The 20803-nt window shown below is 71.6% G+C and carries 17 protein-coding genes; 7 read left to right on the forward strand and 10 right to left on the reverse strand.

All coding sequences use genetic code 11. From position 1 onward, the window contains the following. The first annotated feature begins 49 nt into the window (after positions 1-49). The gene (locus tag NE857_RS30585; protein ID WP_254418741.1) at positions 50-1546 is read left to right on the forward strand and encodes a DUF7059 domain-containing protein; all 1497 of its coding nucleotides are present in this window, start codon (positions 50-52) and stop codon (positions 1544-1546) included. A gap of 51 nt (positions 1547-1597) precedes the next feature. Here the strand turns inward: NE857_RS30585 and NE857_RS30590 are convergent, their stop codons facing one another. The 3 genes from NE857_RS30590 to NE857_RS30600 all read right to left on the reverse strand — a co-directional run bounded on the left by NE857_RS30590 (position 1598) and on the right by NE857_RS30600 (position 4271). Further along, positions 1598-3118 (reverse strand): MFS transporter, encoded by a 1521-nt coding sequence (locus NE857_RS30590; protein ID WP_425572223.1) that lies wholly within the window; start codon positions 3116-3118, stop codon positions 1598-1600. Further along, the gene (locus NE857_RS30595) at positions 3115-3684 is read right to left on the reverse strand and encodes a TetR/AcrR family transcriptional regulator (RefSeq protein ID WP_254418742.1); all 570 of its coding nucleotides are present in this window, start codon (positions 3682-3684) and stop codon (positions 3115-3117) included. The genes NE857_RS30590 and NE857_RS30595 overlap by 4 nt, the downstream gene beginning before the upstream one ends. Positions 3685-3770: 86 nt before the next feature. Next, positions 3771-4271 carry a hypothetical protein gene (locus tag NE857_RS30600; protein WP_254418743.1) on the reverse strand — a complete coding sequence of 167 codons (501 nt, stop codon included), beginning with the start codon at positions 4269-4271 and terminating at the stop codon, positions 3771-3773. Between the two features lie 95 nt (positions 4272-4366). On the opposite strand from NE857_RS30600, the gene NE857_RS30605 reads away from it, so the two are divergent. After that, positions 4367-5242, forward strand: a complete 876-nt coding sequence (locus NE857_RS30605) for an MOSC domain-containing protein (protein ID WP_254418744.1) — start codon at positions 4367-4369, stop codon at positions 5240-5242. A gap of 83 nt (positions 5243-5325) precedes the next feature. Here NE857_RS30605 and NE857_RS30610 read toward each other — a convergent pair whose 3' ends face one another. The 4 genes from NE857_RS30610 to NE857_RS30625 form a co-directional block, all read right to left on the reverse strand. Continuing rightward, positions 5326-8502, reverse strand: a complete 3177-nt coding sequence (locus tag NE857_RS30610) for a sacsin N-terminal ATP-binding-like domain-containing protein (RefSeq protein WP_254418745.1) — start codon at positions 8500-8502, stop codon at positions 5326-5328. Between the two features lie 258 nt (positions 8503-8760). Then, positions 8761-9516, reverse strand: a complete 756-nt coding sequence (locus NE857_RS30615) for a DUF3027 domain-containing protein (protein WP_254418746.1) — start codon at positions 9514-9516, stop codon at positions 8761-8763. 370 nt (positions 9517-9886) lie between these two features. After that, positions 9887-10270: a cold-shock protein gene (locus NE857_RS30620; protein WP_184366450.1), complete on the reverse strand. Its 384-nt coding sequence runs from the start codon at positions 10268-10270 to the stop codon at positions 9887-9889. 554 nt (positions 10271-10824) lie between these two features. Continuing rightward, entirely contained in the window at positions 10825-11586 is a 762-nt protein-coding gene (locus NE857_RS30625; RefSeq protein ID WP_254418747.1) for a hypothetical protein, read from the reverse strand. A gap of 164 nt (positions 11587-11750) precedes the next feature. Between NE857_RS30625 and NE857_RS30630 the strand changes: the two genes are divergently transcribed. From NE857_RS30630 to NE857_RS30645, 4 genes are all read left to right on the forward strand, one after another. Further along, positions 11751-14210, forward strand: a complete 2460-nt coding sequence (locus tag NE857_RS30630) for a helicase-associated domain-containing protein (protein ID WP_254418748.1) — start codon at positions 11751-11753, stop codon at positions 14208-14210. A gap of 142 nt (positions 14211-14352) precedes the next feature. After that, positions 14353-14781 carry a hypothetical protein gene (locus tag NE857_RS30635; protein ID WP_254418749.1) on the forward strand — a complete coding sequence of 143 codons (429 nt, stop codon included), beginning with the start codon at positions 14353-14355 and terminating at the stop codon, positions 14779-14781. A 432-nt stretch (positions 14782-15213) separates the two neighbouring features. Then, positions 15214-15489, forward strand: coding sequence for a hypothetical protein (locus NE857_RS30640; RefSeq protein WP_254422155.1), 276 nt, complete (start codon positions 15214-15216; stop codon positions 15487-15489). Between the two features lie 200 nt (positions 15490-15689). Beyond that, positions 15690-17336, forward strand: coding sequence for a DNA repair helicase XPB (locus NE857_RS30645; protein WP_254418750.1), 1647 nt, complete (start codon positions 15690-15692; stop codon positions 17334-17336). A 72-nt stretch (positions 17337-17408) separates the two neighbouring features. Here NE857_RS30645 and NE857_RS30650 read toward each other — a convergent pair whose 3' ends face one another. Then, a complete protein-coding gene (locus NE857_RS30650) occupies positions 17409-17645 on the reverse strand; it encodes a hypothetical protein (protein WP_254418751.1) in 237 nt (78 codons plus the stop codon). 224 nt (positions 17646-17869) lie between these two features. Between NE857_RS30650 and NE857_RS30655 the strand changes: the two genes are divergently transcribed. After that, positions 17870-18844, forward strand: a complete 975-nt coding sequence (locus NE857_RS30655; protein WP_254418752.1) for a R2-like ligand-binding oxidase — start codon at positions 17870-17872, stop codon at positions 18842-18844. Between the two features lie 130 nt (positions 18845-18974). Here the strand turns inward: NE857_RS30655 and NE857_RS30660 are convergent, their stop codons facing one another. Both NE857_RS30660 and NE857_RS30665 read right to left on the reverse strand, forming a co-directional pair. Then, positions 18975-20096 (reverse strand): baeRF11 domain-containing protein, encoded by a 1122-nt coding sequence (locus NE857_RS30660; RefSeq protein WP_254418753.1) that lies wholly within the window; start codon positions 20094-20096, stop codon positions 18975-18977. 119 nt (positions 20097-20215) lie between these two features. Further along, complete coding sequence (locus NE857_RS30665) at positions 20216-20803, reverse strand: LURP-one-related/scramblase family protein (protein ID WP_254418754.1); 588 nt, start codon at positions 20801-20803, stop codon at positions 20216-20218.

Below are 20803 nucleotides of genomic sequence, written 5' to 3' on the forward strand. Positions count from 1 at the left end.
GGGGCACCAGCCCACCGGGGCACCTCGTCACCTGACCGATAATGGGCGGGTGTCTGAGACAGAATTCCCGCGCGGACTCGCCGACCGCCTCCGCGGCATCCTGATCGACGCCGACTACACGGTGCCCGGTGTCCGCGACCGCCTCGGCGACGCCGCCGCCAAAGCCCTGGCCCGCGAGCAGCTCGTGCCCGCACTCCGCGCCACGGGCGGGGAGGAACGCCTCGGACTGCTCCTACGCCTGTGGTGGCTCCAGACCCCCATCCCGGCGCGGGCGGCCCGTTCCATCCTTCCCGTCGACGACCTCGCCGACGCCGGACTGGTCACCGTCGAGGAGGGGCCCGACGGCCCCCTCGTGCGCGCCCTCGTCCACCTCGGCCCCTGGGAACTGGAGGACGACCGCCCCGGCTTCGTCGTCTCCGACCCCAAGGTGCACCCCGGCCGCGGGGACGTCCCGCGCCACGACCACGTGGTCGGCGCGGGCGGCGCCTCCGCCAACCTCTCCCGGCTGATCGTCGACGGCCCCTTCGAGCGCGCCCTGGACCTCGGTACGGGCTGCGGGGTGCAGGCCCTGCACCTGGCCTCCCGGGCCCGCGAGGTGGTCGCCACCGACCTCAATCCGCGCGCGGTGCACCTGGCCGGGATCAGCCTGGCGCTGTCCGGGATCACGGACGCGCGCCTCGCCCAGGGATCGCTGTTCGAACCGGTCAAGGGCGAGCGCTTCGACCTGATCGTGTCGAACCCGCCGTTCGTGATCACCCCCGAGGCGGCCCGCTTCACCTACCGCGAGTCCGACCTGCCCGGCGACACCGTCTGCGCCGAACTGGTCCGGCAGGCGCCCACCTACCTCACCGAGGGCGGTTGGGGGCAGTTCCTCGCCAACTGGACGCACACCGACGGCGACGACTGGCAGGACCGGGTCGGCGGCTGGATCACCGGAACCGGCTGCTCCGGCTGGGTCGTGCAGCGCGACGTCCAGGACCCCGCCGAGTACGTGGAACTGTGGCTGCGCGACTCCTGCGAGCAGGGCACCCCCGAGTACACCCGGCGCTACGACGCCTGGCTGGACTACTTCGACCGCGAGGGCATCAAAGGCATCGGCTTCGGCTGGATCAGCCTGCGCAACGACGTCGCCCAGGACGCCACCGTGAAGGTGGAGGAGCTGCGGCACGACGTCCAGCAGCCGGTCGGCCCGTACCTGCCGGAGGTGGTGGACGGAGCGATGACCGCGCACCGGCTCACCGACGCCGCGCTGCTCTCCGCGCACGTGGCCCTGGCGCCGAACGTGGTCGAGGAGCGCGTGGCCGTGCCCGGCGCACCCGACCCGGAGAAGATCGTGCTGCGCCAGCGCGCGGGCCTGCGCCGCGTGGCCCGGATCGGCACCGTGGAGTCGGCCCTGGCCAGCGTCTGCGACGGCACCATGCCGGTGGGTCCGCTGCTGGACGCCATCGCCGAGCTCATGGGCGAGGACCCGGCCATGATCCGCGAACGCACCCCGGAGGCGCTGCGCACCCTGATCTCCGAGGGTTTCTTCCGCGTGGCGCGCTGACCGGGCCCGGAGCCCTGAACCGCGGCCCCGCGGGCCTGCGGGCCTGCGGGGCTAGGCCGCGGACCCGGAGTCCTGGCCCCGCTTGTGGAGGAAGCCGAAGGCGGCCGACGCGAACAGAACCGCGGCGGCGATGACCAGGGTGACCTGGTAGCCGTTGTCGAAGGCCTGGACGGCTGCCCCCAGCAGCGCGTCCGCGCCCGCGGGATCCAGGCCCTCCGACGCCCGGAGGGCCTCGTCCATCCCCTCGGCGGCCACCGGAGGCGCCTGCGCGGGCAGGGAGACGGTTCGGGCGTAGACGGCGGCCATCAGACTGCCCAGGACCGCGACGCCGGTCAGGCTGCCCAGCTCGTAGGACACCTCCTCCACGGAGGCGGCCATGCCCGCCCGGTGCGCGGGGGCGTTGCCCACGATCGCCGCGGAGGCGGCCGTCATCGACGCGCCGGTGCCCGCACCGACCACCAGCAGGCCCACGACCGTCCAGACCAGCGGTGCCGAGGTGGACAGCAGCACGCCCACGGTGCCCAGGGCCGTCGCGAGCAGCCCGGCCACGATCACCGGCCGGGTGCCCAGGCGGTACAGCAGCGCGCCGACGGTCACGCCCACGGGCAGGGCGCCCAGAGCCATCGCCGCGACGGTCAGCCCGGACTGGAACGGGGTGAAGCCCAGCACCAGCTGCAGGCGCTGGGTCAGCACCAACTGCACGCCCGCGAGCGCGAACATGGCCATCCCCGCCGCGAGCACACCGATGAGGATCCGCGGGTCGCGGAAGAGCGTGAAGTCGATCAGCGGGTAGGCCTGACCGCGCTGGCGCCGGACGAAACTCCACAAACCCGCGACCGCCGCCACCACGGACACCACCACGGCGAGCACGGACGGCTCCGGGCCGGTGACCTCCTTGATCGCGTAGACCACACCCACCAGACCGGCCATGACCTGTACCGAGGCCAGGAAGTCCCAGGGGCGCTCGGAGCTGCCCGAGCCTCCGGGAGCGACCACGGCGGCCAGCACCAGTGCCACCAGCACGATCGGCACGTTCACCAGGAAGACCGAGCCCCACCAGAAGAACTCCAGCAGTGCTCCACCGACGATCGGCCCGATCGCGGCGCCGACCATCGCCATGGTGCCCCAGACCCCGATGGCGATCCCGCGTTCGCGCTCGTCCACGAAGGTGATGCGGATCAGCGACAGCGTGGCGGGCATCATCGCGGCGGCACCCACGGCCAGGAAGGCGCGTCCGGCGATCAGCATGGCGGGGGTCAGGGAGTACGCGGCCACCAGCGAGGCGGCGCCGAACAGCACGAGCCCGATCAGGTACATCCGCTTGTGCCCGACCCGGTCGCCGAGCGTCCCGGCGCCCAGCAGCAGGCCCGCCATCACCAGGGGGTAGGCGTTGATGATCCAGAGTCGTTCGGAGGCGCTGGCCTGGAGTTCGGCGCTCAGGGTGGGCAGCGCGGTGTACAGGATGGTCATGTCCACCGAGATCAGCAGCAGCCCGGCCGAGACGGCGGCCAGGACGAGCCAGCGTCTGGTTCCGGAGACCGGCTGAACCCCGGTTTCGGTCATGTCGCTCACGCGCGCTTCTCCTCGGGGGCAGGTGTTTCGAGGTCGGCGGCGAGCAGTTCGGCCACGCGCGCCCGCAGGCCCTCTTCGACCTCTTCGGAGAGCGCGTTGCCGGGGGTGGCCCGGAACATCCAGAGCCCGTCGGCGGCCAGCCGTGCGAGGAACAGGTCCAGCCGCCGGGGGTCGAGCGAGTGCGGGGTGGGCACCCAGCGCTCCATCAGCTCGTCCCAGATCCGGGCCAGCTCGGGGTTGGACTCCGCCTCGACCATGAAGGCGAGGTCGGCCTGCCTGGTCTCCTCGCGCATCATCACGTGCACGTAGGCGGCACCCCGCTCCAGGGGAGTGGCCTCCGCCCAGGGTTTGCCGAGCTCGGCGACCAGGCGGGCCTCCCATCCGTCGACGAGGTGCCGCTGGATCGCCAGGATCATGTCCTCGCGGGTGCGGAAGTGGTAGAGCAGGCCGCCCTTGGTCAGCCCGGCCTCCTCGGCGGCGGAGTCCATGGTCAGCGCTGTGATGCCCGCGCGCTCGGTCACCCGGACCGCGGCGTCGAGGATGAGGGTTCTCGAACTGGGTCGCATAGGAGTAACTGTACCTTCCAGAAGGTACAGTTATGAGTGTGAGGCCAGCCACTCCCACCCCATGGCTCCCAAGGGTGACGCCGCGACTACATGTCAGTGAAGACGGCCTCGCCCTCGCCGTTCTCCTTGCCGCCCTCGATCAGGACGAAGCCCGGGTCGTCGACATGCACGGTGACCTCCTCGGCGCACTCCAGGCCCACCAGGTGCGTCTCCCCGGGTTCGAAGGGGCTGACGTCGGCGGGAAGCTGGACGGAGCAGGCGACGGACTGGCCCAGGTGGTCGAACTCAACGGTGGGCCGGTAACCCGAGTACACGGGGGTGGAACGTCCACCGTCCGCCTCGCTGTACAGGGTGAGTTCGACGGTGATCTGATCACCAGCGGCGAAGACCCACTCAGTGATCTCCTCCTCGGGTTCCCCGGCACCGGTCTCCGCCGGGTTCTCCTCGGTCTCCTCTGTCTCCACCGCTTCAAGGCCCCCAGCAGGGCTGTCGGCGGTCTCCTCCACGGGTGCGTCGGACGGTCCGGAGCAGCCCGCGAGCAGCAGGGCGGTAAGGGCTGCGGGGACAACGGCGTGGGCAGTACGCATGTGGGGTCCTGTTCGGTCAGGGGACGGACTCACTTCACAGACGTCCGGGCAGCCGGTTCGGTTTCCTCCCGAGCGGGGCCGGTAGCGTTTTCGGTATGAGCCCTACTCCGACCGCCCGTGTGGCCGCGCTCGTCGTCCACCCCGTCAAGGGATGCGCCGGGATTCCCCTGCGCACCGCCGAACTCACCCCCGCCGGGCTCACCCACGACCGCTCGTTCATGGTGGTCGACGACTCCGGCGACTTCCGCAGCCAGCGCAGGGATCCCCGGATGGCACGGATCGTGCCCGAACTCGACGCCGACGGCACTCGGCTGGTGCTGAGCACCGAGGGCTTCTCCCCGGTCAAGGTGGACGTGGACCCCGAGGGCCGCCGTCTGGACGTGGCCGTGCACAGGCAGCCGCTGGTGGGGGTGGACCAGGGCGACGAGGTCGCCGAGTGGCTCACCGAGGTGTTCGGCCAGGCCAGTCGGCTCGTGCGGGTCCCCGAGGACCACCGGCGTGAGACCGGCGGGCTGACCCCCGGTACCGCCGGTTTCGCCGACGGGCACGCCGCGGTGGTGGGCTCGCTGTCCTCCCTGGACCTGCTCAACGAGCGCATCCTCGCCACCGGCGGCGAGGCCGTGCCGATGGACCGTTTCCGGCCCAACATCGTGGTGTCCGGCTGGTCGGAGGCGCACACCGAGGACCGGGTGCGCAGGGTCCGTCTGGGCACCGCGGAGCTCGGTTACGCGAAGGTGTGCATCCGGTGCGCGGTCACCACCGTCGACCAGGTCAGCGGAGTCAAGCGCGGCCCCGAACCGCTGCGTTCCCTGGCCGGGTACCGCCGCGCGGACGACGGCGGGGTGGCGTTCTGCTCGAAGTTCGCGGTCACCGTCCCCGGCACGGTCTCCGTGGGCGATCCGCTGGACGTCACCGAGTGGGCCGAACCGGAACAGGGCCTGGGCCCCCGACTGGCCGATGCCACCCGCTGACCTCCCTCCCCAACCGGTGATCTTGCTACCAGGAGCAAGTTCGGCGCTCATTTCGCTTCTGGTAGCAAGATCACCGTGGATTCCTACTCCAGGTCGGCCTCGGCGAGCAGGTGCGCGGCGGCGGACGGGTCCCTGAGCACCGCGGCGAGCAGGTGGCGGCGGGACCACTGACCGGCCCGCCAGCACAGCGCCCGGGCCAGCCCTTCCGTCCCCGAGGCGTGCACCGTGCCGTCGCCGGTGTACCACTCCACCTCCACACCGTCCACGGTGAGCTTCTGGTGGTGCAGGTAGGTGCGGTCCGGCTCCCGGTCACCGGCGAGGAAGAGTGCCGCCTCGTCGGGCACTGCGCGGATCTGGCCGGCTGAGCCCACCTTGCCGGTGACACTCTCCGAGGCCAGGTCCAGGTCCAGCACGTCAGCGAGCCGTTCGGCGGAGGCGGCGTCGGCCAGGACCAGCGGCCGGTCCGCGACCAGCGGCAGCAGGTCCGGGGAGTCCACCACCACGGCGTCCTCGGCGTCGGCCACCACGATCGACCCGCCCTGGACCGCGCGCACCAGGGAGGGCGGGGTGACGAGGTCGGCGTCCACCCCGGCCAGGGCCGTCCACAGGCGGCGCAGAGCGGTGCGCCCCACGTGCCGGGCCGGGTCGGCGAGCCGGTTCAGCAGGTCGTCCGGGCCGTCGGGGTCGGCGATCAGGTCGGCCAGGCCGCTGCGCACGCCCAGGGCCCGGGCGAACTCGGGGTCGACGTCGGCGGGCACCTCGTCGTAGAGGCCGAGGAGCGCGGGTTCGGCGTCGGCGGTGCGCAGCTCGACCGGGGCGCGCCCGTCCAGGAGCGCCCGGGTGCGCAGCCACCAGGCGGTGTAGGAGGGTGCGTCGACGACCCGGCCGTCCGGCATCAGCAGCCGGGCGGGTTCGGTGACGGCCTCGCGCAGCGACCCCCGGGAGAGCATCGCCAGGGCCTGCGGCCAGGCGTCGTCGGCGATGTAGTCGAGGTCGGCGACGCACACCAGCTCGGGTACCACAGGCGGGAGTTCGGGGTCACCGACGCGTTCGAGGACCTCGTCGGCCCAGTCCTCCAGGCCGTCGAGGCCGTCCTCGCCCGCGGCGCCGTCGAAGACGTCGGCGAGGTCCTCACCGAGCGCGGTCTCCTCCGCACGGACCACGGTCAGCCCCCACAGGGCGCCCACGGCGCGCAGGGCGTCGGTGCCGTGGCGGTGGACGAGGTCGTCATGGACGGTGCCGAACGGCGAGTCGTCCACCAGCAGGTCGGCCAGGGGCGCACCGGGAACGAGGAGTTCGGCGGCGATCGAGTAGCCGTCCTCGTCGTCACGCAGGGCCAGCTCGGACAGCCAGGGCGCGTCCTCGACCGTGGTGCCGGAGGCGGCGACCAGGTCCAGGACGGCCTCGGCGACGGGTTCGGGATCCTCGGCGTCCAGGGACTCCCGGACGGCGGCCTCGGTGTTGGGGTCGGCCAGGACCGTGGCGGCCCCGGCCTCCACGGCGCCCAGACGCAGCAGCAACGGGTGGGCGGCATCGGGGTGCACCAGGCGCACGCCCAGAGTGGCCAGGACGGCCGGGTCGAGCCGGTTGCCCTCGGCGTCGGCGACCTTCGCCCAGTCCTCTGTGGGCAGCAGCAGTGAGCGCGGGCCCCGGACCAGGCGGCCGTCGGCCAACGGGACCGGCAGCGAGCCGAGTTCGTCGAGGTCGGCGCCACCGTTTCCGGCACTGCCCAGGGCGGCGTAGAGGGCCTCCCACCACTCCGGCGGGCGTTGGGTGTCGCCGAGCAGGTCGGCGAGGTCGGCCAGGCCCAGGCGGCGCACGCGCAGCGAGGCCAGCGCCGGGTGCCGAGGGCTCCAGGAGCCGGGCAGCAGCGGCGGGACGAGTTCGGCGAGCAGGTCGACGAGGTCGGCGGCGCCGCTCGCCCCGCCGGTGTCCAGCAGGACGGCGTCACGCGGGGCGACCGGGTGCCCGGCCGCGGTGACCAGGAACGCGGTGTCCAACAGGGGTTCGGCGACCCGTGCCCGGAAGACCGCGTCCACGGCGCCGCCGCCCACCCGGGTGGCGGGCACCAGGTCGAGGGCGGCCCTGGGCTCGAAGCGGCGCAGGAGCGCGCAGTAGGCGCCGGCGGCCTCCATGAGCAGGAGGTCGGTGGCCCCGCCCGGCTGGACGGCGCGCCGGTCCGAGCTCAGCGGGAACGTGCCGATGAGAACCGCGGGCAGGTCGAGTTCGGTGTCGGTGGGGGTGGGCGCGTGCACGACGTTCTCGACGTCGGCGGGCAGCGCGGCCACACCACCGTCGGGGTTGACGGGCGCGGCCCAGGTCAGTGACCACGCGGCGCGGTCGCGCTCCTCGGTGGGGCGGTCCGCGAGCAGGTTCGGGGCGAACTCGCCGGAGCGGCTCAGGACACGCCAGGGCGTGACCCGGGTGCCGTCGGCGTCGTGCTGGGCGGTGACCAGATCGATCCCTGCGGCCTCGTCCCCGGTTTCGCGGATGAGGGTCCGTTCCCGGCTGTCGACCACCACGCGCACCTCGACGAGGCCGTCCAGGGCGAGGAGGAGGGCCTCCCCGGTGCGGTCCAGCAGTTCCCGGACCCGCTCCCGGGCCTGGTCGTCACGCAGGGCCAGCGTGACCACGGTGTCGTAGTGACTGGTCTCACCCGTGTCGTCGCCGGTGCCGCCCTCGATCCGGAGAGGCTCCGGCACGACGTCGGCAGGGAAGGGCAGACGCAGCATCGGCACCTGCCCGGCGCGGCGGCCCACCTCGTCGGCGAGGTCGGTGTGGGTGCCGTTGGCGTCGAGCAGGTCGGTGACCACGGCCCGGGCGCGTTCAGCGGAGAAGTGCACCACGGCACCGCCCGAATCCACGGTGACGTCGTCGCTGAGCGCCACCACGGCGGAGAACCCGACCCCGAACCGGCCCGCCGAACCGTGGTCGTCGCGCTTGGTGGAGGCCCGCAGGGTGGCGAGGGACTCCACACCCTGCGGGGTCAGCGGGGCACCGGTGTTGGCGGCGGTGAGGCGGTCGCCGTCCAGTGCCAGGAGCAGGCGTCCGGGGACACCCGCGCGGCGCGCGGCGTCGGCCGCGTTCTGCGCGAGTTCGATCACCACCCGGTCGCGGTAGCCGCCCAGCGCGAAGTCCTCTTCGGCGTTGGCGTCCTCCCGGAACCGAGCGGGCGCGTCGGCCCAGGCCGAAAGCACACGTCGGCGCAGTTCGGCGGTGTTGAAAGGGTCGGCCACCGAAGCGGTCACCGGCTCGGCCATGGTGGTCTCCTCCTGCGCTGGGAGCGCGGTCCGATCAGCCCTGCACGTGTTCTCGGAACACGCGCGGGCTCGGCAAGGGCGAGCGTGATAGTAGGTCGACCCTAGCCGACGGCCGGGGCTGTTCAAGCGCGGGTGGCCTCGCGTGGCGCGCAGGCGCGGGCCCGCGGGTGAACGGCAGGCGTACGGATGGGAAAGACCCCGCCGCGATCGCGGCGGGGTCCGTTCTTCGGGTGGATCGGCCCGTTTGACCTGTGGTGGTCAGGAGTCGCTGGAGACCAGCTCCAGTTCCGCGGTGTCGTCGAAGACGATGTGGTCGTACCCCAGCTCGTCGACGACCGGTGCGACCGGCTCGTTCTGCGGGGTGGGGCGGCGGACCTCGGAGTGGGCTCCGCAGCCGTGGTCGAGTGACACGACCTTGCCGTCGTCGGGGGCGAACTCGTTGGTGCACACGCCGAACATCTGGCGCAGTTCACCGGCGAGCGGGGTCAGGAAACCGCAGGTGGTGCAACGTGCCGGGGCCGCCGTGGCAATCGGGCTCCTCGGACCGGCCTCGCCGTTGTACCAGCGCTCCGCGGCCTGCTCGCGGCCGACCTCGGAGAGGACCTGGCGGCGGCCGAGTCCCAGCTCCCACACCATCTGCTTGTCCATGCCCTCGGCGTCGAGTTCGCTGTCGGGCACCTGCGCGTAACCGGGGACGAGACGTTCGTCGTCCTCCTCGGTGGGCAGCAGGTCCCCCACACCGACGTCGCCCGGGCGGAGTCGTTCCTTCCAGGGCACCCACGCGGGAGCGGTCAGGGCGCCCTCGCCGGGAAGCAGGACGACCTCGTTGACGGTGACGTCCTTGGCGCGCGAGGCGCGGACGACGGTGACCGCGTAGGTCCATCCCGGGTAGGAGGGGTCCAGGCACTCGAAGTAGTGGGTGACCAGGCGTGTGTCCTCGACCTGGGCGGTGAGGTGCTCACCGACCCAATCGGGTCGCCCGACCTCCGCCGCCACCGAGCGGGCCAGATCCACCGCGTCGATACATGCCTTGTCCGGTACAGGAGAACGTCGAGAAGGGCTCACGTCCCCCATTCTCACTGATCGCGGGCACCGATTTGACCATAACGCGGGTCAAGGTTCGCCCGATACACCCTCTAGACGGAGTCTCGTGCTCGCGCGGAGGACGGATGCCCACGACACGAGGGCCTGCCAGCCGCGTTTTCGGGAGTTCGGTCAGTGCGCACACACGTTTTTTCGGCCGACCTGTCACCACCGTCCGCCCTGGCGTGTCAAAGGGATGAGAACAGGCAGGACACGGGAGAACGGGGTCCGGGGCTGGAGAAAGGCCGTGGCGGGCGTCGGCACGGCCGCCACGGCCTCAGGGGGTCTGTCTGGCCGGGGGTCAGGCCTCCAGGTCGTCAGCCACCGCGCGCAGCACGGCGGCGACCCTGGACGATTCACGCTTGTCCGGGTGGCGGCCGCGCCGGTAGCCGTTGGAGACGTTCTCCAGGAGTTTGATGAGGTCCTCGGTGATGAGCACCATCTCGTCGGGCTTCTTGCGCCGCGCCTTGGCCACCGAGTGCTGTGTGTCCAGGATCTTGACCTGGAGCGCCTGGGCGCCCTTGCGCCCTTCGGCCACGCCGAACTCGACCCGTTGGCCGGGATTGAGAGAGGTGGTTCCGGACGGTAGGGAGGTGGAGTGCACGAAGACCTCACCTCCGTCGTCCCGGGTGAGAAAGCCGAAACCCTTGTCGCCGTCGTACCACTTGACCTTGCCGGTGGGCACGTAGAGACCTCATGCTTTCACTGACGGGCGCACGAGGACTTCGGAAACGGTGCCGTCCACCTTTCCTCCCGCCCCGGGCGGCCCCTGGTTTCCATGGGTGCGCCCAGGTTAGTGCCCGACACCTCACCAATGCGAGGGGATTGTGGTGTGACCGATTTCCGGGCCCTTCCCGGGAACTCCCTCGACACTTCTCGGGTCGGTATCCGAGCACGGGGACGGGTACGTGAAACGAGGCCCGGATACGGCTCACCCGGGCCTCGTTGTGTCGACGTCGCCCCCGTCACCGCTGGGTGCGGAGTATGGGACGGGACTCGGCGGAGTCAGGGGCGCCGTCGACAGGCTGGTGTCCGGGCTGGAGGCCGGACCACCTGACGTGACCGCCCTGAAGCGAAAGCGGCGGTGTACCGACATGACTACCCGAAGCAACCCGCTCGGATGCCCGGTAACGGGCCGACCGGAAAAGGTTATTCCCCAGGGTTTGCCAACCGATGACGCTGAGGAGCAGGCCGAACGGATCAGGTCGGCCGACGCGGAGCAGGTCGGTCCGGGGCGGGTCAGCTCCCGGCGGATCGGTCCGCGACCCGGGCCGAGCGGGCGGCCTTCGGGAAGAGGTACAGCACGCACACCAGGGAGGCGAGTCCGAGCGCGGGGACGCCGGTGGCCGGCAGGGCCTGCTGGATGTACTGGTCGATGAACTTCGCCTCGCCCGTCCACAGGGTCATCCCGACCACGCATGCCGCGAGGGGGAACCCCACGCCGATCCACTTGTCGAGGGCGTTCCACACCTGGCTGAGGATGATGAGGGCGGCGCCGAGCACCCACAGGAAGGCGACGTCCCACCACACCCCGGAGAGGACGAGCACGGCCAGGGCCACGGCCTCGGGCGGGTGGTGGCGCGCGAGCACGAGGCTGTTGCGGGTCACCCCGGGCTTGCGGCCGCCCCGGCCGTCCATGCGCAGATCGGTCTGGCTGGGCCCCTCCAGCAGGGACATGAACCCCTGGTGCGGGCCGCCGCGCCAGGGCGGGGGCGGGCGGTCGGCGTGTCGGGGTTTGGGCGGGATCATCTCGTCGTCCTCGAGATCGACCTCCCGGCCGGTGAGCTCCTCCCGCACGATGTGCTCGGGGGAGCCGAAGCCGCGAAGGATCCGCCGCACGGTGTCGACGTCGTCGTTGTCGGCCGCCCCGCGGCGCTCGTCAATGCGCGCACGCAGGCTGGTCAGGTAGGCGGTCCGCTCCTTAGCCGTCACACGACCGTGCAGCGCAAGTCCGACATCGGAGAGATAGTCGAGTACCAATTGTTCCGAGCGCTGGGTCATGGCCCCATATTGGCCCACAATGACCTGCCGTTTAACCCCTCCTTCCCAATTTCGGTCAGAGAATTCTCCTCCGATACGGTTCAGGGCGCCGTGCCGGTTGGCGCACACGGGTCGGGAGGGGAGCGGGTGCGACCCGCCCGGCGCCATCACCTAGCGTTGACGTGATGACCGACAACGCACGACCCGGTTCCGGCCGGGGCACGGACGGCCCCGACAGCGAGTCGCCGGGTCGGCCCCCCACGTTCACCGCCTGGCTGCGGTCCCGTTCCGACGCGGAGCTCACCGCGCTGCTGAACGCCCGCCCGGACCTGGCGCAGCCGGTCCCGGCCGACATCGGCGCCCTGGCCCACCGCGCGACCTCGCGCAACGCGGCGCTGCGCGCCCTGGAGCGGCTCGACCGGTTCACCCTCCAGGTACTGGAGGCCGTGGTCGCGCTCGGGGACGACCGCCTGTCCGAGCCGGTCGGCACACCGCCCGCGGACGTCGCCCGGGGGCTCGGCCTGACCCCATCGGGCGGTCGCGGCCGGGACCCGCTCGACGAGGCCCTGGACACCCTGCTCTCCCTCGCCCTGATCTGGCCGGACCACGGCCGTCTGCGGCCGGTCAAGGTCCTGCGCGAACTCCTGCCCCACCCGGCACAGCTGGGACCGCCCGCGCGCACCCTCCTGGCGGCGCTCCCGCACGGTGCCACCAAGCGGCTGGCGGACGACCTCGTGCCGCACAGCACCGCCAACTCCCCGGTGGAGACCGTGGCCACCGCACTGGCCGACCCCGACCGGATCGCGGTGCTCGTGGACCAGGTCGGGGCTCCCGCGCGCCGCCTGCTGGACAACCTCGCCTGGGGTCCGCCCAACGGCACGGTCTCCGACGCCCGCCGGGAGATCACCCTGGCCACGGCCTCCTCGCCGGTGGAGACCCTCATCGCCCGCGGCCTGCTGGTGGCTACCGGGGACGACACCCTGACGCTGCCCCGCGAGGTCGGCCTGCACCTGCGCTCCGGTGTGCTGTTCCGCGACGTCAGCACCGCCCCACCCGCTTTCGAGGGCAGGCAGGGCTCTGCGGACACCGTCGCCCGTGCCGCGGCGGGGCAGGCCTTCACCGTGCTGCGCGCCGTGGAGGAGCTGCTGGAGCGCTGGTCCCAGGAACCCGCCGCGGTCCTGCGCAACGGCGGTCTGGGCGTGCGCGACGTGCGCCGGGCCGCCCAGGCCATGGACACCGACGAGGACACCGCCGCCCTGTACCTGGAGGTCGTGCGGGCCGCCGGGCTGATCGGTACCGACAACCGGGTCTTCGGGGAGTGGCTGCCCACGCGCGAATACGACCTGTGGCGGGAGCGCTCTCCCGAGCACCGGTGGCTGCTCCTGGCCCGGGCCTGGCTGGACTCGGACCGGGTTGCCTCGCTGACGGGTTCGCGCGACGCGGGCGGCCGGGTGCGCAACGTGCTCGGCCCCGGTCTGGTCCGGCCCGCCGCCCCGCAGGCCCGCCGCGACCTGCTCACCGAGCTGGGTTCGGCCGAGCCCGGCCTGACACCGGACGAGGTTTCTCTGACGGCCCGGCTGGCCTGGCGCCGCCCCCGCCGCCAGTCCCCCGTCTACACCGAACTCGTGGAGGCCGCCGCGGCCGAGGCGGCGGTGCTCGGCCTGACCGGTGGGGGAGCGCTCGCCGAGCACACCCGCCCGCTGCTCACCCACGACGAGAACGCCGACGAGGAGGCCGCGCGGATCCTGTCCGCCGAGCTGCCGCAACCGCTGGACTACGTGCTCGTCCAGGGCGACCTGACCGCCGTGGCACCGGGGCCGCTCGTCACCGAGCTGGCCCGCGAACTCGCCCTGACCGCCGATGTGGAGTCCACCGGCGGGGCGACCGTGTACCGCTTCACCGAGGACTCGATCCGCCGGGCGCTGGACGCCGGTCGCGGGGTCGCCGACATCACCGACCTGCTGGAGCGCCACTCCCGCACCCCGCTGCCGCAGGCCCTGCGCTACCTCGTCTCGGACGTGGGCCGCAAGCACGGCAGGCTGCGCACCGGTTCGGCCGCCAGCTACCTGCGCTGCGACGAACCCGCGCTGCTGACCGAGCTGGTCGCCGACCGCCGCGCCACCGACCTGGAACTGCTGCTCCTGGCCCCGACCGTGGTGGTCAGCGGCCTGAACCGGGCCGCGCTCACCGAACGCCTGCGCCAACTGGGCTACCACCCGGTGCCCGAGAGCGGCAACGGCACGATGCGGCTCAGCCGCCCCGAGGTCCGCCGAGCCGAACCCGACCCCTCCTCCCCCGCCGAGAACGCGCCGACCACCGAACTGACCCGGGCCGCCGTGCGCGCGCTGCGCGCCGGTGACGAGGCCGCCAACATCGCCCGGATCCCGGTGTCCCTCCCCGAGGGCGGAACCGCGGGTTCCAGGGCTACCGCGGTCATGGAGGTCCTCTCCGAGGCCGCCGCGGCCGAACGCCGCGTGTGGATCGGCTACACCGACACCGACGGCCGTCAGGTCAGCCGCATCGTGGAGCCCGCCAGCGTGGACGGAGGTTTCCTCACCGCCTACGACACGACCCGGGACGCGGTCCACCGCTTCGCTGTCCACCGCATCACGGGAGTGGCGGAACTGGAGGCCGCCCCGGACTGAGCTGGTCTCCACGAGCCCCGGGCACCGTTCCGGCGCCGTGCGGATCTGGGAGATCGGGGAGGACCCAGGGTGACGCAGAACGCTGACGGGGTCGGAGGGCTAGAGTGGCGGTGGTCGACCACCGATGGCGAGAGAAGCCCCCATGAGCAACGCACCGCTGCCCCCTGGAGCCTCCTCTCCCCGTGACCGGGGGCGGGAGGAACGCGTATCCGAGAGCCGGGACCTGGCACCCGAACGCGAGCGCGATCGTGACGATGACCGGCACGGCTCGGCCCCGGTGGGCTCGACCGGCGGCGCCAACAGCTCCACCATGGCGCTGATCCTGCACGCGGTGACCGCCCTGTGCTGCATGAACTGGATCTTCGGCATCGCCGGGATCACCTTCGCGGTGCGGGCCGCGCACGCGCGGGACCGGGGCCGACCGGACCAGGCCGAAGTGCTCACCCGGTACTCCTGGTACTGCCTGGGCGCGGCCGGGGTGATGTTCTTCGTGATGCTGGTGCTGACCTTCGTGATGTTCACGCAGGCGGGGAACTGGATCCAGCAGATCGTCCCCGTGACCAACTTCTGACCCCCTGGCCGCTACCGGCTTGACCCCTGGTTGGGGGAATAAGCACGGCATCGTCCGCTTTCGAACCGGGTAGGGCGGGTATGCGGACCACAGACACAGGGGCCCGGAGACAAGGGCTCAGGCACAGGGGGCCCAAACACAGGGGCTCAGCGTGAGGAGACACGGCCAGCGGTGAACGGCGACCGGAGCGACCCCAGGGACTTCTGGGAACGGGGGCGGAGTTCCGTGCCCGGTGCCGGTCTGCCCGCGAGCCCTCGGCGAGCACACGTACCGGCGGCGCCCGCGCCGCCGCCACAGCCGCCGCGGCCGTCCTTCCCGCCCGGGCCCGGGTACCCGGCCGCCGCCCCGGTACCACCACCGGTCCCGGGACCGCCACCACCCGGCGCCGTGTACCCGGTGGGCGTCCCGCTTCCCTCGGGACCGCCGCCGCGCGTGGGCGGGGCCGTCGCGGCGCTTGTCGTGGCGCTCTGCACCCTGGCGGTCCCGGTTCTCGGTATCGCCCTCGGCCTGTGGTTCTTCATCCTGGTCGCCAACATCCCCGGCATCGTGCTGGGGATCATCGCCCTGGTCAAGATCCCCAACGCCGTCGACGTGGAGCGGTACATCCGCTACACCTGGGCCTGCACCTTCGCCTACACCGCCCTGTCGGTGGTGTTCCTGGTCCCGGTGATCGTTCTCGCGCTGCTGTTCCTGCTCGTCGGCGTGTGAACTGTTTCCTCTGAACTGTTTTCTCTGAACCGTGTCTTCTGAACCGGGCCCCTGTACCCGGCTCCGCCATGAGCGACCTCCCGTGGACATTCCGCGGTGGGCGGGCATGATCGGAGGGGTTCCGGTGTTGCACCTGGGGCCGCCCCCGTCCCGTGCCAGACGGGCCGCCCTCGTCCCCGTAGCCTGACGGAAGGTCCCGTGTGTCCTGCCTGATCGTCCAGTCCGACAAGACGCTCCTGCTCGAGATCGACCACGAGCTCGCCCCGGAGTGCCGCCGTTCCATCGCGCCGTTCGCCGAGCTCGAACGCGCCCCCGAACACGTGCACACCTACCGCGTCACCCCGCTGGCGCTGTGGAACGCGCGCGCCGCCGGGCATGACGCCGAGCAGGTCGTGGACGCACTCATCCGCTTCTCCAAGTTCCCCGTGCCGCACTCGCTGCTCGTGGACATCGCCGAGACGATGGACCGCTACGGGCGGCTCAGGCTGGTGGGCGACCCGGTGCACGGCCTGGTGCTGGAGTCCTCGGACCGCGCGGTCCTGGAGGAGGTCGTGCGGGCCAAGAAGCTGAAGGGGATGCTCGGCGAGCGCCTGGGGGAGGACTCGGTCGCGGTCCACCCCAGCGAGCGCGGCAACCTCAAGCAGGCCCTGCTGAAGATCGGCTGGCCCGCCGAGGACCTGGCCGGGTACGTCGACGGCGAGGCACACGAGATCGACCTGGCCGACGGCGACTGGGAGCTGCGCGGGTACCAGCAGGAGGCCGCGGAGAGCTTCCACGCGGGCGGTTCCGGCGTGGTCGTACTGCCCTGCGGCGCCGGGAAGACGATCGTGGGCGCGGCCGCCATGGCGATGACCGGGGCGACCACGCTGATCCTGGTGACCAACACGGTGTCGGTGCACCAGTGGAAGTCCGAGCTGCTCAAGCGGACCTCGCTGACCGAGGACGAGATCGGTGAGTACTCGGGGACCAAGAAGGAGATCCGACCGGTCACCATCGCCACCTACCAGGTGATGGCGGCCCGCCGGAAGGGCGTGTACACGCACCTGGAGCTGTTCGACGCCAAGGACTGGGGCCTGGTGGTCTACGACGAGGTGCACCTGCTGCCCGCGCCCATCTTCCGGATGACCGCCGACCTCCAGGCCCGCCGCCGCCTGGGACTGACCGCCACCCTGGTCCGCGAGGACGGCCGGGAGGGCGACGTGTTCTCGCTGATCGGGCCCAAGCGCTACGACGCCCCGTGGAAGGACATGGAGAACCAGGGCTGGATCGCCCCGGCGGACTGCGTGGAGGTCCGGGTGGACCTGACCGAGTCCGAGCGAATGGCGTACGCGACCGCCGAACCCGAGGACAAGTACCGGTTCTGCGCCTCCTCGGAGACCAAGACGACCGTGGTCCAGCAGATCGTGGAGCGCCACCCGCAGGAGCAGGTCCTGGTGATCGGCTCCTACATCGACCAGCTCGACGAACTCGGTGAGCGGCTGGGCGCCCCGGTCATCAAGGGCGAGACCCGGAACAAGGAGCGCGAACGCCTCTTCGACGCCTTCCGCGCCGGCGAGCTGCGCACTCTGGTGGTCTCCAAGGTCGCCAACTTCTCGATCGACCTCCCCGAGGCCGGGGTGGCGGTCCAGGTGTCCGGCTCCTTCGGTTCGCGCCAGGAGGAGGCCCAGCGCCTGGGCCGGGTGCTGCGCCCGAAGGCCGACGGCCGCACCGCCCGTTTCTACGCGGTGGTCGCCCGGGACACCCTGGACCAGGACTACGCCGCCCACCGCCAGCGGTTCCTGGCCGAGCAGGGCTACGCGTACCGGATCGCCGACGCGGGCGATCTGCTCGCGGGCGAGGAGATCTGAGCCCGGCGGAAGGGCTCACCCGGAGGGGCCCGCGCGGAGTTCAGCGCGATTCGGCGCGGGGGCGAGCCCGGCTCAGAACGAGGGTAGGACGCCGATCGAGTAGGTTCCGGCGGCGATGGCCCAGGCGATGAGGGAGTAGCTGAGGGTCCGGGTGCGCAGCACCCGGTCCCCGCGGACCGAGGGCGCGGCGAAGGCGGCCACCATCAGGGCGAGGCCGAGCAGCGCGGGGATCACCGAGGCCAGCGCGAACAGCTGGGACTGGGCGGCGCAAGCTGCGTAACCGGGACTGCCGGGATCACCACAGAACACGTCGTCCCCCGATCGGATCGTTCATGCGGTCGTACTCCCCTGACCGTACCGTTTCGGCGGGGCCGGATCGTCGTCGGCTCCGACCAGATCCCGTACGGACTACCGCTTCCGGGCCGGACCGAGCCGAATTCTGATTTCCAGTGACCCAGGACACTTCCGGGGGTTTACACGAAGCCCTCCTGTGTCCAATCATGGGGGTCGGCCCACCCTACGGAGGTACCCCCATGACCGAGGCCCCGGCCACCGAGTACCGCACCGGCTTCCACTCACTCCGAGGCGGCGGACTGAACTGGGACTCGCTCCCGCTCAAGCTGTTCGTCAAGGGCAACGCGAAGTTCTGGAACCCCGCCGACATCGACCTCAGTCAGGACGCCGAGGACTGGAAGGGGCTCGACGAGGCCGCACAGACCCGCATCCTGCGGCTGTGCGCGTTGTTCGTGGCGGGCGAGGAGGCGGTCACCGAGGACCTCCAACCCTTCCTGCGCGCCATGGCAGCCGAGGGCCGTCTGGGCGACGAGATGTACCTGACCCAGTTCGCCTTCGAGGAGGCCAAGCACGTCCAGGCCTTCCGTCTGTGGCTCGACGCCATCGGCGTCCGGGACGACCTCCACGGGTTCGTGACCAACAACCCCGCCTACCGCGCCCTGTTCTACGAGGAGCTCCCCGCATCACTGGAGGCCCTGCTGGACGACCCCAGCCCCCGCAACCAGGTGCGCGCCTCGGTCACCTACAACCACATCATCGAGGGTTCCCTGGCTCTGACCGGCTACTACGCCTGGAACCACGTGTGCACCGTGCGCGACATCTTCCCCGGCATGCGCCAGATCATCCGGCGGATCGGGGACGACGAGCGCCGCCACATGGCCTGGGGCACCTTCACCTGCCGCCGCCACGTGGCCGCCGACGACCGCAACTGGGACGTGGTGAGCGAGCGCCTCAACGAGCTGCTCCCCCACGTGATGGGCACCGTCGAGCGCAGCGACACCCCCTCGGACGACCCGGCCGTGCAGCGCTACGAACTCCCGCCGGGGGTGCTTCTGGACTACGCGAGCAACCGCGCCCTCCGGCGGCTGGGCGCCATCGAGTCCGCCCGCGGGGTGCCGCTCCGCCAGATCGACCTGGACGCCTCACCGGAGGAACTGGAGGAGCAGTTCGGCGCTGAGGACCGCGCGGCCATGGCCGAGCTTGAACGACACTGAACCCGCCCCTTCCCCACGCGCCGGAGCGCGGGGAAGGGGCGGGCAGACCGCGTACGACGGAAGAAAGCCCAGCCCGGCCCCCGCCCGGGCTCACCGGCTCATGGGCTCATGGGCTCATGGGCTCATGGGCTCACACAGCGAAGCGCAGGATCGCCGCAGCCGCCGTGTCGCCCGGGATCTCCTGCGCACGCACCGCCAGCACCCGGGCCCCCGTCCGCAGCGCCCGGCGGGCGATCTCGTCGACGACACCGTAACCCTGGGCGTCACTGCGGTCGTGGAAGGAGACGGCACCCGTCTCCTCGTCGACCAGACCGGGTACGACCTCGTCGATGTCGACCAACAGGGTGTCGATCGCGCCGAAGGTGGCGGCCCTGGCCACATCGCTCAGGTCGGTCGCGGTGAGGCCGCGCGACTCGTGCTCCTCCAAACGTTCGCGCTGCCTGGCCAGTTCGATCCGGTAGAGCTCGTCGAGGACGGTACGGGCCTCCCCCGCCAGTTCCGCGTCGGAGACGTTCTCCGGGTTGCCGTCGATCCCGGGAGCCGCGAGGTGGACGTAACTGTTCACCGAACGGTAGATACCGGCCAGCGGCTCCGTCGCAGCCAGGATCAGCGGGACACCGCTGCCGGACAGGACGGGCCTCACGGCGCGGTCCACCGCCCGCGCGTACTGGTGCAGGCGCACCTTGCGCCCTTCCGACCCCTGAATCCTTCCCGAGGGCGAACGGCCGCTGATCGAGGACAGGCCGACGGCGCTCGCGGCGTCCTCCGGCAGGTCGGAAACACTCACCTCGAAGGGATCGGCGTCGGGGCTCACCTCGACCAGGCGCACCGAGTTCTGGGCCAGGGCCAGCACGAAGGCCGCCTGGGGGAAGGTCACGGAGCGCAACAGCGGTTTGACGAAGAAGCGGTCGGACACCTGCACCGAGGCGGTCAGACGGTTCGGCAACCGGAAGGTGCGGATCTCCTCGGGGGTCAGGAAGACCACCAGGCTGTTGGAGAGGTAGGGCCAGAACGCCTCGTCGTCGACGAGCTCCTCGCCGAGTTCCCTCAGGGACTGGATGTCTTCCTTCTCCTGGCCCGCCGCCTCGAGCTCGGCCACCGCCTGGGACAGGGCGTTCCTGAACTCGATCCGGACAGCCTCCGAGTCCTGCGTCAGAGGGACCGTGGGAAAGTACAGGGAAACACTGGCCGGATGCCGGGCGGAGGCGATCTTCTCGATCTCCTCGGCCGTGGGAATGTCATTGTGCAGCATACGACCGCCCTACCCAACGGGCCGCCGTTCCATGAGCGATCGTCCGTGAACTCTCCTCGATACCGCCTCACACCGGTCAGCCGCCGACCCGGTCCGCGAGGACGCGGACCACGGCACGTTCACCTGCCCTCGCGCAGCACCAGGTCGATCGCGATCGCGGAGGCCACCACCAGGGTGCGCAGCGGTTCGGGCAGGGTCGGGTAACGGTGGTGCAGCGCGTAGCTGTCCGCCGAGGTGAACATCTCGCCCAGGTCGGGCAGCTGACGGTCGACCCGGGCGACCTCGTGCGCGTTGTGGTCGCGGATCCGGAAGTCCAGGCCGATGAAGTCGCCCTCGATCGTGCCGACCTGCCGCTTCCACGCGTCCAGCAGTGTGAACTTGGAACCGAAGAACTTCAGGTCCTGCTCGATCGTGCCCACCGGCCGGCCGTCGGGCAGGTTCACGCTGGTGGTCGCGGTCATCCAGGACCAGTGCTTCTGGACGGCGAGCCGCTGGTGCCCGTACAGGTCCGTGACGTGCACCCGGCGCTCGAAACCACCCGTGCTCTTGGCCAGGTGGCGCAGCACCTGCATGCCCCCGTCCGCGCCCTGCTCCCGTGCCCAGGCGATCTGCCGGCCGTGCGGATCGAAGACCTCGTAGTCGGAGACGTCGCGCATGAAGCGCTTGGGCTGCCGGATCAGGAGGGGGTTGGCGGCGAAGATATCCAT

It is taken from the genome of Nocardiopsis exhalans (genome assembly GCF_024134545.1).
Lineage (GTDB): Bacteria > Actinomycetota > Actinomycetes > Streptosporangiales > Streptosporangiaceae > Nocardiopsis > Nocardiopsis exhalans.

Coding starts and splice junctions, on each gene's coding strand:
- NE857_RS30610 (WP_254418745.1), bottom strand. CDS start 8,502: ATGGCCGAGCCGGTGACCGCTTCGGTGGCCGACCCTTTCAACACCGCC.
- NE857_RS30595 (WP_254418742.1), bottom strand. CDS start 3,684: ATGCGACCCAGTTCGAGAACCCTCATCCTCGACGCCGCGGTCCGGGTG.
- NE857_RS30665 (WP_254418754.1), bottom strand. CDS start 20,803: ATGGATATCTTCGCCGCCAACCCCCTCCTGATCCGGCAGCCCAAGCGC.
- NE857_RS30655 (WP_254418752.1), top strand. CDS start 17,870: ATGACCGAGGCCCCGGCCACCGAGTACCGCACCGGCTTCCACTCACTC.
- NE857_RS30635 (WP_254418749.1), top strand. CDS start 14,353: ATGAGCAACGCACCGCTGCCCCCTGGAGCCTCCTCTCCCCGTGACCGG.
- NE857_RS30660 (WP_254418753.1), bottom strand. CDS start 20,096: ATGCTGCACAATGACATTCCCACGGCCGAGGAGATCGAGAAGATCGCC.
- NE857_RS30630 (WP_254418748.1), top strand. CDS start 11,751: ATGACCGACAACGCACGACCCGGTTCCGGCCGGGGCACGGACGGCCCC.
- NE857_RS30605 (WP_254418744.1), top strand. CDS start 4,367: ATGAGCCCTACTCCGACCGCCCGTGTGGCCGCGCTCGTCGTCCACCCC.
- NE857_RS30600 (WP_254418743.1), bottom strand. CDS start 4,271: ATGCGTACTGCCCACGCCGTTGTCCCCGCAGCCCTTACCGCCCTGCTG.
- NE857_RS30625 (WP_254418747.1), bottom strand. CDS start 11,586: ATGACCCAGCGCTCGGAACAATTGGTACTCGACTATCTCTCCGATGTC.